Here is a 14,822-nt window from a genome sequence, read left to right as displayed (position 1 = left end):
GTTTCCTCCTTTATTATTTAACCAAACAAGTTAAATAAACCTTTACTGCGTTGTGCTACGGTTCATAATAGCCCATCACTATCTGTATTCATGTAAACCAAGTAATCTGCTAAATATGCTATTGCTACACTTAACAAAGCAAGAAATAAAAGAATAAAAATTGTTCCAATGATTATTGATACCTTTATTTTTCGATTTATGGCTTTTCCGCTTGCTAAATGAACAGGCTTTACATTGTCCATAATTTTGCCCTCCTCCATTATTTAAATTGAAAATTTAACTGTTATTGAATACAATAAAATTTTTGTAAATTCATTTAATAGTTTAAACTAAAAAACATATTTTTTAAATAAATACTTATTTAAGTTCGCATTTTTTTGCTTATTTTAAGCGCTTTTTTTAAAAAAATAATTAATTTTTGGGTTAAAAAATGTTTTTTTTTTTTTTTTTAGAGCTTAATTTAAGTTGAAAAATAATTATTTGTAATAATAAAATACTTAATAACAAAAAACAAAATATTTTTTTCTTTTAAAATATAGAATTTATAATTTTTAAGACAAAATTGCTAATTTTGTTAAATTTTAATGTTTAAGAATATAACACAATTTAAGGAATTATCTATATTATAAAAATCCCTAATATTTTGTTTTTTTAAGTTATTTTAGAATTATTTAGAATTATAATTATTAATATTAAATTAATTATTTTATTATTTTATGGAGTATAAATAAAATGAAGGCAAAAATAGCAATTAACGGCTTTGGTAGAATAGGCCGTTTAATCTTTAGAAAAATATGAAATGATGCAGATGTTGAAATTGTTGGAATCAACGACCTAACTGATGCTAAAACATTAGCACACTTATTAAAATACGATACAGCTCATGGCGTGTTTCCATTTAGTGTTTCAAACACTGAAAAATCAATAATTGTGGAGGGTAAAGAGTTTCCAATATTTAGTGAAAAAGATCCTGCTCAACTCCCTTGAAAACAATTGGCAGTCGATGTGGTTGTTGAAGGTACAGGTAGATTCTTAACAACTGAACTAGCCCAACTACATATTAATGCTGGAGCAAAAAAAGTTTTAATTACGGCCCCTTCAAAAAGTGCGGATGTAAAAACTATAGTTTATTCAGTTAATGAAAATATTTTAACAAAAGACGATGTTGTTGTTTCTGGGGCCTCATGTACAACAAACTGTCTAGCACCTGTTCTAAATGTTTTAGAAAATGAATTCGGTATTGAAAAAGGCTTCATGACCACTGTACACTCATTCACTGCGGACCAAAGATTACAAGATGCACCTCATCCAGATTTAAGAAGAGCGAGAGCTGCTTCCTCAAATATGATTCCAACCACAACAGGTGCGGCTAAATCGATAGGTAAGGTTATCCCAACGCTAAAGGGTAAAATGAATGGTATTGCTTTAAGAGTTCCAACTATTACAGGGTCAATTATCGATGTTACTGTTGAGCTTAAAAGAGATACAACTGTCGAGGAAATTAATAAGGCAATGAAAAATGCAAGTTCAGAATCTTTTTTCTATACTGAAGATCCTATTGTTTCTAGTGATATTATTGGTTCAACCGCTGGTTCAATATTTGATGCTCAATTAACTCAAGCATTAGAAGTTGATGGCAAAAAATTATACAAAGTTTATGCATGATATGATAACGAATCGTCGTTTGTTAATCAATATATAAGAACATTAAAGCATTTAGTTAACATAAAATAAACAATAAAAAACCTGCTTTAAAGCAGGTTTTTTTTCTAATTATTTTGTCTTAAAGATATCATCAAATATTTCTTCATAATACTTCACAGGTACAAAAGTAACTTCTTTTTTAACTTCCTCTGGTACATCAACTAAATTTTTAATATTGTCATATGGAATAAATATTTTTTTAATTCCAAATTGACATGCAGCTAATGATTTCTCTTTCAGTCCACCAATTGGTAATACTTTACCTCTCAACGTTATCTCGCCAGTCATACCAATGTTTGCGGGAACTGGTTTTCTAGTTAGCGCACTAATTATAGAAGTAGTAAATGTAACACCTGCTGATGGTCCGTCTTTTGGAATAGCGCCCGCTGGTACGTGAATGTGAATTGCCTTATTATCAAAATCAAAATTAATTCCAAATTTTTCAGCATTTGCTCTCACATAACCTAAGGCAATTTGTGCAGATTCCTTCATAACTTCCTTTAAATGACCGGTTAATTTTATCCCGTCTTTGCCCGGAAATGTAGTAACCTCAATGGCTAGTGTAGAACCACCAAAGCTTGTGTATGCAAGGCCATTAACAACACCGATTTGATCTCTATTTTCGTTTTCATCATCTTCGAATCTAATTGGGCCCAAGAAATCAACAACAACATCTTTAGAAACTCTAAATTCATCCTTAATTTCATTATCTAATATTTTCACAACTATTTTACGAGCTATATTATCTAATAAACGTTTAAGCTCACGGACACCGCTTTCTCTTGTATATGAAAGAATTATAAATTTTATAACCTCATCATCAATTTGGATTTGCGATTCCTTAAGCGAATTCTGTTCTAAAACTTTGGGCATTAAGTGTGCTTTAGCTATTTCTAATTTTTCGGCAGTGGTATATGTTGACAATTCTAGTAATTCAACACGATCAACTAATGCAGGTGGGATCGAATCAAAATAGTTGGCAGTAGCTATAAATAAAACCTTTGATAAATCATATTCAAGGTCAAGATAATGATCTTGAAAATTAGCATTTTGTTCAGGGTCAAGAACCTCCAACATAGCGCTAGTTGGGTCGCCTCTAAAATCAGAAGACATTTTGTCTATTTCGTCAAGAAGAATAACTGGGTTAGAAACACCTGCCTTTTTAATAGCGGAGATAATTTTCCCAGGCATTGCCCCAACATAGGTTTTTCTATGCCCTCTAATTTCACTTTCATCTTTTACACCACCAAGCGATACCTTGATAAATTTTCTTTTTAAGGCTTCTGCAATGGATTTTGCTAATGTGGTTTTTCCTGTTCCTGGAGGACCAATCAAGGTTAAAATAGGAATATTATTAACTGGATTATTCAAGGTATCACCAGTTTTATGAACGAATAATTTTGTATCAATAAAATGGTCAGAATCATTTTTAATAGGCAAATAATCACCAGTTTCTTTTTGATTTTGTTTGTGAGTAAGAACTGAAATAAATTCTAAAATTCTCTTTTTTGGTTTTTCAAGTCCAAAATGGTGTTTATTTAAAACTTCTCTAACATGATTTATATCAATTAATTCTTTACTTACTTTTCTTCATGGTAATGCTAAAATTAAATCAATGTATGTTTTAGAGATATTTGCCTCTGGGCTCGAAGCCATCATGGCAGCCAAGCGAGCTTGTTCAGTCTTTAATGCTTCAATTACATATTTAGGAAACTTGCGGCTAGTTTCTGGGTCTTTTTCCATATTTTCGGCATTATTTTGTGATTCATCATTAAGCATTTGTCTTAACTGCTTCATCTTTTCACGAAGAAGAAAATCTCTTTGTGAGCTTTCCATTTCTTCATTTAATTTCTTAGTTATTTCTATGTCAATATTTGTTGACTCTTTTTTTCAAGCTAATCTATCGGCGATATTTTTAATAAGATCGTAAATATCTAAAGACAAAAAACCTAATAGTTCATCTCGGGTAAAGGCTTCTCTAATAATTGCGAAATTTTTTCATATCAATTCATCGATTTTTTCTTCCTTGTTATATTTAACCAGTGAATTCATTTGCATTGCAAAATCTTTGACCTTTTCAAAGTTAAATACCTGTTTAGAAATTGACGAAAAATTTTTATCTGTTTGCGGTTCAAGTTTTAAAACAAAATTATTTAAGTATTCAATAGAATTTTTTATTTTTTCAATATCGACCTTTTGCCCTTTTTCGTTTTTGTATTCAAATGAAGCATATATTAGCGGTGCTTCCGGGTTGGTATCAGACGAATGAATTTCATTGATTTTAACAATTTTATCTGCATCAAGGCTTATTTTATAAACACCTTTATTTTCCGATGATTCTTTGATAAGAGCTACAATGCCATAATCTTCTAGCATTGACGAAGAGGTAATTACTTCGGCATTTATATATTGCTCCTTAATAAAAGTTATTAATATCTTATTATTAGATTCCTTACTATCCAATGCACTTTGTAAGGCAAGAACCGAATTTTTCTTTCCCACTCTTATTTCATCCATTGATTGTGGCAGTATTATCTGCTTCTTAACTGGTATAAAAGGTAATTGCATTTTTTTCCTCATTTCATTTTATTAAATTCTATTTACGTTATTATTTTTATTTGCTAATTTAGGAAAAAATAGCGAATTATTTTGAAACAATAACTAATGCCGGTTTAATAGTTCTATCATTTAGCTTATAACCAATATTTTTTACTTCTAAAATTGTATCTTTTTCTAAATCTGATGCAACCAATTCATAAACTTGATGAATATTAGAATCAAACTTATCACCAACATTTGGAATAATTTTATTCAATCCAAAATCAAACAGAATATTTTCAACCTGATTATATAACATATGAAATCCGACGATAAAATTTTTCAATGTATCATTATCAATTTTTTTAGCAGCAAGAATTGCTTTTTCAAAATTATTTATAGGTTGAATTATATTTTCCATAAAAGATTGAAGTGCATATTTCTTTGCTTCAGCAATTTGTTTTTCTTGATGATCATTATTTTTTTGTTTATGATCACTAATTAAGTCTTGGGCCTTCTTTTGAATTGCAATAACCTCATCCTTAAATTTATTAGCTTCGATTATTGATTTAACTCTTAACTCCTCTTTTTCGTTGTTAATTTTTTCGATAGTTTCTTCCAAAGATTTAATTCTATCTTTTTTTTCTGAAAGTTCATTTGTAAGAATGGCATTTTTTTCAATTACTTTTTTTGTTCAATCATCTAGACCAACGACTGAAACCAATTTAAGAACATAACTTTTTTTCTTAATCCTATAACTAAGTAAATCATCAGCTTCACTCTTACCTTTGTTTAATATTTCATTAATAATAGGATCAACATCATCATAATCTCAAACGTATGAAAAGTGTGTTATTTTTTCTTTGTGATTTTCTTTCTCACATAGCTCAAAATTTACTTTTTCGTATTTTTTAAAATCTCACATTATTTATCTCCTTTTTGCACTATTTTTGCCAATATGTCTAACGTTTCTAATGATTCATCAATATCAATATTCTTAGGCCCCATAATTGAGATTTCCTTAATATTTTTATCGTTCTCAAAGTCAATTTTTTTACTAATAATATTTAAATTTTCTCTTGAAAAATCAAGCTTAATTTTATTGTCTTCATCCAAATTATTTTCAATCATTGATCATACCGAATGTTTTTCGATGAGATCTAATAAGTCAACCAATTCCTCACGAGATATATCTTTTGATAAAATCATTGCGTTTTTGTTATAGGTTTTATTTTGAATCTTTTCTTCAAAAACGAAAATAGTTTTTACAAACTTTTCTAATATTTTTTCATAATTGCCTATTCTTTCTTTAAATAAAGGTAACAAAGCCTTAGCTCTTTCGGCCAATTCAATTAAAGGCGTATCAATTAGTCTTTCTTTAAATAGTCTCACGGCAATTCTCAAATCATTTAAAGCAATATCATCGCTAAAATCAAAAATTTTATTTTGCACATTACCACTGCTGGTAACAATAACAATAACTGCTGAAGACGTATCAAGAGGTGTCAATTGAATACTTTTTAATTTTTCATCTTTATTATTGGAAGTTGCAACAACAGTAAAATGTGCCATTTTACTAATCAAATTAGCAGCTTCATCTAATGTAGAATCTACACTCAATCTTTTCTTTACAAGAATATCACTCAAACTTTTATTAAAAAACTTTTTTGGATTATATGCAATATATTTCGTATAGTATTCAAGGCCTTTAGTTGAAGGTATTCTTCCACCGGATACATGCGGTTTTTCTAGAAAACCAATCTTTTCAAGATCAGACATAATATTTCTAATAGTTGCAGATGAAGAAGTCAAGTGTTTTGATTCAACTAATTTTTTAGATCCAACAGGTTCTCCTGTCTCAAAAAATTTTTCAACAATCATCTTAAAAATTTCTATGTGGCGTGCCTTTAATTCCATAAAACAAAAAACACCTCCTTAAAATTTAATAATATATATTTTAGCACTATTTTAGCACTTTATAAAGTTAATTGCTAATTTTACTACTAAATAAGTTAAGTTTCTTTTCTTCTTTATTTGATAATCTAATGTAATTTGGAATGTGTTTCAACAAAATTAATATAGAAGCAAAAACTAAAATGTAGCTATGTGATCATAATGGAATATTATGGTTTATAAACGAAAGAATTCAAGATGTATAAAAATAAGGAATAAATGAATAAAAAGCAAAAATAATTGATATAACCACGGATGAAATCGAAATATATCTTATGATTAAAACTAAGGTTATATAAACCAGTACAAGCAATAAAAATGTTGGAAAATCAAATGCCAAAATCATTCCAAAAAATGAAGCAACACCTTTGCCACCTTTAAAATTAAAGTAACAAGGAAAAATATGCCCAATCAATGCTCCCAAACCTGCAAATAAAGGAATTATAAAATTACTATTTACCCCTTTTTTGATAGCAAAAACAATGATTGTGGGAATAAAAGACTTAAAAATATCAAAGCAAAAAACAAGTAATGCAAATTTAAAACCAAAGACTCTTAAAGCATTTGTCGCACCTGCATTTTTTGAACCAAAATTTCTAATATCACGTTTTTTTCTTTTTGAAATAATTATGCTAATATTAATCGAGCCAATTAAGTAGCCTAGTATTAAAATTATTAAATTAACTCACACGTATTTTCAATTGAACATAAATAAAATAATACATTATTTTAGTAAATCATTATTCAAAATTAAGACAAGTATACACCAAAAAATTAAACAAAAAACATTACCTGCTTAGTAATTAGGCAATGTTTTTTGAAAACAAAGATTTTTAGCTTATAGCTTAATGTAACTAAAGTTATTTCCTTCAATTTTATGTAATGATGTTACTGTTGCCTTTAAAGTTTGAAATACAGTATCTAGTTGTTTATAAAATTTTGGACCAATGTTATCATTAACCCATTTTAGAGTATCTAAATCACTGTGTCAAATATCTCCAAGGATCGCAAAATCTTCTTTCTTTAATCCATCAGGTCAATCATGAACAATTTGGCCATTTTCCAATTTTCTTTCTTTTAATTTTTCTATTGTTTTACCGTTTTTTAATACTCAAGCCTTAGGATTAATAGTTTGAGCATAACCATCATATAAACCTGATTTTGCCTTAATTGCAAAGTTTGTTGATTCAACATAAGCCACTGGTAATTTAGCGATTTGATAGAATGGAGCATGGTCTGATCAGTCTCCAGTTTCGCCTTCTTTATATTCCGTTTTAACAAATTGCGGATGAATTTTTAATTCTTGATCAGCATCCTTTATTTTGTTAGCTCTTTCTTTTGAAAGCATGTTGATGTGGTTACGTAGTAATGGAGATAAATTTCATTCATTCTTTTTAACCTCGCCATTGTCATTCAGAGCATCAACAGTATTAGGAGAGTGAATATACATATAATCACCGCCTGCAACTGTATCCATATTAATCATTCCTAATGAATTATCACGTAATTCATTTTTTTCGCCAGTTAAGAATTGTTTTACGAATGCTTCTGAACCTAGTTTTCCAAGCTCTTCACCATCAACAAAAATTAAATGTAATCTAACACTTAAATTATCTCTATTTTTAGGATCTGAGAAATACTTTAATAAATTTAAATTAACAGTAACACCGGTAGCATTATCGGTTGCACCTCATGAAACGCCTTTTGGTCCTACATTATTCATTGAGTCGTAGTGAGAAACAATGTAAAAATCTTTAATATTTCTTTTACCATTATCAGTTAATTTGGCACTTGGGTTAATTGTTACCACAATATTATTACCCACATTATTGTATCCATTATTTGCAAATAAAAAACCTTGTGTAAAGAAGCCATCATTCTTTAAATTTTGCTTCATGGAATCAACTATTGCTTTATCTTTGGTTTCATCGTATTGCACAGTTCTTGCATGAGCATATTCAGGATATGTGATTCCATTTGGAGTGTAATTAGTATAACCCATATCTGCGATTTCTTTAACTAAATATTTATATGCATAATAGCTACCATAATTATTAACTTTTTGATCTACTTTTTCGCCAAATTTGTATAGTAAATTCTTTTCAACTATTTCTGTTGTTAATCTTTTATCTTTTTCTAACTTTATTCCATCATTCAAAAGTTTTTTAGGGCTGTACTTAAGAGTTGTTGTCGCTAATGACGTTTTTTTAAAGTTATTATCATCTCCTGCTTTTCTACCATGAACAGTAGTCAAGAAATTTGTAAATGTATTTCTTAGCCCTACTTCATCAGTGGATTTTGGATTATTTGGATTTGAACATGAGATTGCCATTATTGGTAGTGCAATGCCAGTTAGTGCCCCCCCCATGGCAATTAGTCCCTTAATTGAACGTTTCATAAACTATTTCCTTTCTTAAATTGTTTTATATTTGTACAAAATAACATTCAGCAATTTGTAAAATATAAATATATTTTAAACTATATTATTTTTTTATACACAAAATCGACCAGATTAAACAAAAAAATATTTATAATAAATATATTAATAATAACAATTTTTCAATTAAAATTAAGATATCTTTTAAAAAAAGCATGATACAAATTTCTTAATCGAATTAAGCAATATTCGTTTCCTGATATAAGATTTACATAATAAAAATATTAACAGTTTGACAAATATAATCTAGTTACGCTTTAATAAATAATGCATATTTTCCAAAATTTCAGTGTTTTATTTTTTTATATATCTTTTCTAAAAAGTTTATAATTATGTTAAAAGAGGTATTAAATTATGAAAACATTTAAAAAGAAGAAGACTATATTGAAACTTTTTTTATCTGCAACGCCCATTATTACAGGAGCTATTTTGCTAACTAGCTGCAGTCAAACTACAAATAAACAAGAAAAAGATAGCGGCGTTCAACAAAGCAATAGCATTGATGCTTCTATTAATCGCGATGGTTCTTTAATTGGGGAAGAATTGCGAGCTAAAGTAAATGATACAATTGCTAACGCTAACTTCACTATGACTGACAAGGCTAGGGATGAGTATAGCAATCTTACTGATGATATTGCAAGAGATGAATATATTAATGGTTTATGAGAAAAAATTATAAAATGATTCTCTAAAAATCAAGATTCAGATGATAAAGATAAATTCTTTTTTACACCTGAAGACTTACGTAACGCAGATTTTAATGAATACATAAAAGTTTATATTCCTAATTTAGAATATTTTGCTGGAAACCATAATGTAAAATGCTACTTCGGTTATAATAGCGAAAAAAGAAATATTTTTTACTTCTTTAAAATTAAATGTTTGGATGGAAAGCAAACTGAAGGGCATGGTTTTGTAGATTTAACACTACCTATTGATAAATAATATGAAAACAAGTAAATTAATACTTGCCGGAATAATTGGAAGTTTAGCGCTTCCAATTATTTCTATATCATGCGCAAGACAACAAAAAATTCTAATTGATGAATCAAAAATTAACACTAAATACTTATCAAAACTAAACGCTCAACAACTAGCATCACTGCACAATTTTGAACCCATTTTTATTAATCAAAACCAATCTAGCAAAACTTATTTAAAATATTTGGGTCAAGTTAAAAAGGTTACAAATAACAATGAATTAGAGTTTAACCCCACTCTCAAATTTAAACCAGAATTCAAATTGCAAAAATCGTGAAAACAAATAAGAACCAAATATGATAATTACAAAATAGAACGGACAAATAACTCTGCTTTTAAAAATTTTGATGACTTATTTACTCAATATGACTTTAAGGAAATAAGAAAAGCAGGAGGATATTCTAACCTTTGATTTTATTATCTTGCTAACAAAAACAAAGATACAGATTATTACCGCGTTTATGATCCATATTTTTTTGATTTTCAAACAGTAATATTTCGCCTTGTTAACGATATAAAAACAAACAGTGGATTAATGAATAAAAATTCCCTTTTAAATAAAGCAGGTGAAGCCTTTATTACGCGTAATATTTTTAACAATGAATTCATTCAAGCCAGTTCTTGATTAAGGCCTGAAAATGAAATTTTTAGAAATACATTTATTAATTTTCTTATTTTATATTTAAATAAATTTGATCTTAATATTAAAAAAATTAACATAGATTGAACAAAGGCAAGAGTTCAGGAAAATGATTTTTCAAACCAAAGTTTTATTAGTTTTCAAATTGAAGACATTATTGATTTTGATGATAAAAGCATTGTAAATAATGCAATTAAAAATAAAACCTTTTATATTAATGGTTTTAGAAATTATGCCACTGAACAAAAGTTCGGTGTTGGCAATAATGGCCTTAGCGAAACACTACCTTTATTTAATGATTATGTAAAAAATCCATTTTTAATCATAAAACAAAATGAAAACATAAACTTTGGAAAGGATATAAATTCATTTATCAAAGGCTATAATAGCATCGATTATTGAAACTCGAGAGGTTTGGTATATTTATTTTCTAATTTTAAAGATTACCTAGAATTCGATATTCCAGACATATATAAAAATATTGATGAAAAATATAAAGTAATAGATATTCAATTTACAAATTACTATGAAACTAGCCAATTAATCAAAATGATTATTAGAGTTTTTAAAAAAGATAAAACAACAAAAGACTATGTATTATTAAGTTCAAACTTTGACGACCATGGACACTTTTTAAAGGCTATATCAACTAAGCTGGCAGCTGTTGATAAATTAGAAAGTAGCGACTATGCAATATATAGAAAAGAAAAAAAACCAACCTTCAACGGCATAAAACTAGATGATTTTGTTAATAACCCCTTATTTAATTTGCTAATAAATTATGCCTTAATAAATTGAAAAAAACACATTGTTAATCCGAATAGCAATACACAGGATCAATTAAAACTCTTAACTGCTTATTTAAACAATTACCTTCTTGCATATGCTCTCGAAATTCAAAATTCAAATCTTAATAGCGGAATCAAAAAGATAGAATTAGCCAAAAATGAAACCGTTGGAGATGAAACTACTTTAAAATTTTATTTTTACAAATTTAACTCAGAAAAAGATTTTCTTTACAAAAACAAGGGCGAGAAACCTTTTTATTATATAGATATAAAAGTAAAAAATTTATTTGAGTTTAGTAACGAAACACCAGTTTTTACAATTGTTTCTAAAGGACACTATAATGAAAAAATATAATATTTTAGCTTCCCTTTTAATTCCTTCAATCGGGTTACTAACTATCTCATGCAACGCAACAAGCAGCATCGAAATAAAATCATCAAAAAATGTACAAGGTTTTAAGGCAAATGAAGATCTCAATCCCTTAGAAATGCAATTTGATAAAAAAATAACAAAAACTGCTTTAGAAATAAAAAAAACAATGCGGACTTTTAATTATGCTTACTATACCTTTTTTGAAAACTATGATATAGTCAAGGATAAACTAAAAGAATTAATTGAAGAGCAAAGTATAAGTCAAAATAAGGATGGGCTAACAAAATATTACAATTCTTTTTGACATAACAAAAATCCTAAATTACTCAATGATTTTTCAAGGCTACTTGATGATTTTTACAATCTTTTTAATTCAGCTATTAAATCTCTATCAAATCTTAATTTTTATTTAGAACAATTCAAATTTGATAATGATAACTTAAAAAAACTAACAAAAGACCAATATACTAGCAAACTAGATGATGATTTTAAACAATATATCTATAACAAGGATTTTGCTGATAACATTTACGCAGCTAAAAAAATACCAATTAAAAATTTAATGATTGCCTTAAAAGAAAAACTAGCGCAAATATCAACCATGATAAAGAAACAAGAACTTAAAAACTTCTTAAATGAATATCACAAGGCAAAAATTTTCATTTATGACAATATCAACCATGTAAATCTTGACGTTAATATTGATTTAATAATTTCTAATCTTGAAGAAAACAACCAACAAGAATTCTTTTAACTTCTACTATAGGTTTAAAAAAAATTTATTAAATATAGCTTGTAGTCCAATTGACTACAAGCTATTAAAATAAATAAAAAACTTAAGAGAAAAAACTTAATCAATTTCCATTGGGATTTTTGCATTAACTACCTCGTTAACACGTAAATCAAAACAAATTACATCATAAAATAAATCGATCTGTCTCGTAATAGTATCAACCTTAAATCTAATATCAATCCGATGAGATTTGCTAACTTTTGTTATATCGGGTTTATGAAGAAAAAAATACTTTTTAAATTCAACATCATTAGCAATCTTATCACCATCATCATGTTTCTTATTATTGTATTTTTTGTTAAGCTTTTCTATTACTTGAATAAATCTCGCCATTGCATTATCTTGCTCGGCATTATATTCTTTTTGTGCTTCATCAGATAACTTAAAAACAAATTCATTTCTAATGCTTGATAGTTGCGAAGCATTGAGTAACATAGGTTTTTGTCGCTGACTATCATCTATTTTATTAGAATTAGCACATGATATCAAAACAGGACTAATTGCTATGCATAACCCGATCGATAAAAAACTTAATTTTTTATTAAATAAAGATTTTCTTATTATTGATTTCATAACACATATTTTAATACAACAAAAAATTATGTTTTATTTTTTTAAAAAAGAGCAACTTATGTTTTTATTTAAATAATTTTTAAATACTAAAATATTTTTATCAATTATTGTGTAAAAAAACAAGATTGACCAAATTAAGGAAACCTAAATTATTTTATTAGAAAAAATAATATAAAATTATTGTAAAAAATAATAAGTAAAAATAGGAGCAATATGAAAAAGAAATTATTATTACTTAGTTGAATTCCTACATTAGCACTGTTAACCACTTCATGTATCGAAACTAAACAACCAAACCATGAACCGAAGTCTGAAGATGATAATAAAAAAGAAAATAATGATAATACAAATACTGATTCTATAAATTCAAACAAAAAGTCAGAAAACCAAGAGCCAATTCCGTTACCGTTGCCAACACCTAAGCAACCCGAAATTTCTAAAGAGCAATCTTCGCCGGAAAATCCATTAAATCCGCATAGTAAAAAAGACAATAGCACCCCGCAATTGCCTCAATTCCCTATAATACCGCCAAACTTCCCAGGATTGCAAAAACCAAAACCAGCAATTAATAAACCGGAGTTAGAGATAAAACAAACTGAAGCATATAGAAAAATATTAGACAGATCTTTTGCTATTTCATTTAATACCATTACACAAAGTCTTGATGATGGAAAAAGAGATAAAGATGAAATTCCTTTCTTATCAACTGGAACTGGTTGAATACTTGATTATGCTTGAAAAAATGGAGTTGAAAATTCTGAAGAACTAATGTTATATATAGCAACAAATGCTCATGTATATCAATATGCATACAATGCATTAGACAATAAATTAAAAGAAACGTTTCCGGAATATTTTACTAGCGAAGAGCAAAAAGATGCTAGAGTTGTTTCATTTGGTATTGGCATACCTTTGGGTGATGCTAATTTAGAACCTATCGAGTCAGGAAAACACGAAGGCAATGAAAATATTGTTAGCTATTTTATAAATTCAAATGATCAAAAATATAAAAAAGATGTAAGAGATGTAAAACTTGTTGGAGATCAAATTTTTTCAAATCCAAAAACTGTTTTTGTCGCAACGGACTTCTTTGATAAGAAAACAAATGAAGAAATATTAAAGAAGCATCCAAACTATCAACCTAATATCAATAAAACCCAAAGAATTGGAAAAGACTTTGCTGTATTTGCTATAAAAATTAAATTCAACGAACTTAAAAAACAAGCCGAAACAAATCAAGATTTAAAGAAATTACTAGAACATATTAATAAAGGCATCAACAGCATTAATAATGATGTAACATTATTTTCATCAAAGCAATATCCTAACCATGATAAATCAAAAGTTCCCTATATTGCATATGACTACTACTCAGCCTATCTTCACAAGGAACAATATAAAAACTTTGATAGCGAAAATGAAATTTTAAGTCCAAATGCAAAAAGAATATATATAGCAGGCTTTCCTTCTGATAATGATAGTGGAAATAATCAATACTTCTGAAAAAACTATCCTAAGAACATAAAAATTGAAGATTACACTTTCACAAATAAAAGCTTCTTAAGTAGTGCGCCAGTTGAAAATCTATTATCTGAAAAAACCATATCATATGGCATCGGTGTACAGGCACAAGTTCTAAATAGCAGTTTATATTATGGGGCAAGTGGTTCTCTTGCTGTAAATGAATTTGGAATGCCTGTTGGAATATATTCATCTCTTTCAGCACTAACCCCTAACATTAAAGATACAACAAAATGAGGCGCCTTTACTTTCTTAGTTCAAAATTCAAATGATTTATTCTATGGACCAAAACATAATTTAATAGATGGAAGTAATAAAGAGTTATATCCAAACCAAGAAAAATCTTTCAGACAAAATCTTAAAATTTTATCTGAACAAGATGATTTCTTTAAAGGTTTTAATAAAACGGTTTTATTTGAAAACGGTGTATAGTTTCTTTTTACATAAGGATTATCAAAAAAATACAAAATCCCCCTTATAAACTTTTTAAAACTATCATCAAAATCAAGGTTTTTAATTTT

12 protein-coding genes are annotated in these 14,822 nt (G+C 27.8%); 5 read left to right on the top strand and 7 right to left on the bottom strand.

The window, feature by feature from the left end; genetic code table 4:
* Positions 1–17: 17 nt before the first annotated feature.
* Positions 18–242, bottom strand: a complete 225-nt coding sequence (locus ACWXVM_RS00665; protein ID WP_455993765.1) for a hypothetical protein — start codon at positions 240–242, stop codon at positions 18–20.
* 490 nt (positions 243–732) lie between these two features.
* On the opposite strand from ACWXVM_RS00665, the gene gap reads away from it, so the two are divergent.
* A complete protein-coding gene (gap, locus tag ACWXVM_RS00660) occupies positions 733–1,734 on the top strand; it encodes a type I glyceraldehyde-3-phosphate dehydrogenase (protein ID WP_455993763.1) in 1,002 nt (333 codons plus the stop codon).
* A 39-nt stretch (positions 1,735–1,773) separates the two neighbouring features.
* On the opposite strand, the gene lon is transcribed toward gap, so the two are convergent.
* From lon to ACWXVM_RS00635, 5 genes are all read right to left on the bottom strand, one after another.
* The gene (lon, locus tag ACWXVM_RS00655) at positions 1,774–4,284 is read right to left on the bottom strand and encodes an endopeptidase La (protein WP_455993761.1); all 2,511 of its coding nucleotides are present in this window, start codon (positions 4,282–4,284) and stop codon (positions 1,774–1,776) included.
* Positions 4,285–4,348: 64 nt separating this feature from the next.
* Positions 4,349–5,167, bottom strand: coding sequence for a nucleotide exchange factor GrpE (locus ACWXVM_RS00650; RefSeq protein ID WP_444704866.1), 819 nt, complete (start codon positions 5,165–5,167; stop codon positions 4,349–4,351).
* Entirely contained in the window at positions 5,167–6,159 is a 993-nt protein-coding gene (hrcA, locus tag ACWXVM_RS00645; RefSeq protein WP_438340469.1) for a heat-inducible transcriptional repressor HrcA, read from the bottom strand. The genes ACWXVM_RS00650 and hrcA overlap by 1 nt, the downstream gene beginning before the upstream one ends.
* A 67-nt stretch (positions 6,160–6,226) precedes the next feature.
* A complete protein-coding gene (gene plsY / locus ACWXVM_RS00640) occupies positions 6,227–6,904 on the bottom strand; it encodes a glycerol-3-phosphate 1-O-acyltransferase PlsY (protein ID WP_455965900.1) in 678 nt (225 codons plus the stop codon).
* 129 nt (positions 6,905–7,033) lie between these two features.
* Complete coding sequence (locus ACWXVM_RS00635; protein WP_455993759.1) at positions 7,034–8,593, bottom strand: M28 family metallopeptidase; 1,560 nt, start codon at positions 8,591–8,593, stop codon at positions 7,034–7,036.
* A 393-nt stretch (positions 8,594–8,986) separates the two neighbouring features.
* Between ACWXVM_RS00635 and ACWXVM_RS00630 the strand changes: the two genes are divergently transcribed.
* Genes ACWXVM_RS00630 through ACWXVM_RS00620 form a run of 3 tightly spaced genes read left to right on the top strand, consistent with a single transcriptional unit; the run spans position 8,987 to position 12,168 of the window.
* Positions 8,987–9,577, top strand: a complete 591-nt coding sequence (locus ACWXVM_RS00630; protein WP_455993756.1) for a hypothetical protein — start codon at positions 8,987–8,989, stop codon at positions 9,575–9,577.
* Between the two features lies 1 nt (position 9,578).
* Positions 9,579–11,396, top strand: a complete 1,818-nt coding sequence (locus tag ACWXVM_RS00625) for an MAG3240 family lipoprotein (protein ID WP_455993754.1) — start codon at positions 9,579–9,581, stop codon at positions 11,394–11,396.
* Positions 11,383–12,168, top strand: coding sequence for a hypothetical protein (locus tag ACWXVM_RS00620; RefSeq protein WP_455993752.1), 786 nt, complete (start codon positions 11,383–11,385; stop codon positions 12,166–12,168). Before ACWXVM_RS00625 ends, ACWXVM_RS00620 begins: the two co-directional genes overlap by 14 nt.
* A gap of 96 nt (positions 12,169–12,264) precedes the next feature.
* Here ACWXVM_RS00620 and ACWXVM_RS00615 read toward each other — a convergent pair whose 3' ends face one another.
* Positions 12,265–12,780, bottom strand: coding sequence for a hypothetical protein (locus ACWXVM_RS00615; RefSeq protein WP_455993750.1), 516 nt, complete (start codon positions 12,778–12,780; stop codon positions 12,265–12,267).
* A 213-nt stretch (positions 12,781–12,993) separates the two neighbouring features.
* Here ACWXVM_RS00615 and ACWXVM_RS00610 point away from each other — a divergent pair, with 213 nt between their 5' ends.
* A complete protein-coding gene (locus ACWXVM_RS00610; RefSeq protein ID WP_455993748.1) occupies positions 12,994–14,733 on the top strand; it encodes an MIP family Ig-specific serine endopeptidase in 1,740 nt (579 codons plus the stop codon).
* The last annotated feature ends 89 nt before the right edge of the window (positions 14,734–14,822 follow it).

The sequence above is a fragment of the Mycoplasma sp. 2261 genome (genome assembly GCF_053851575.1).
The sequence above is the reverse complement of the archived record's forward strand: the minus strand, read 5'-3'. Positions and strand labels throughout refer to the sequence as shown.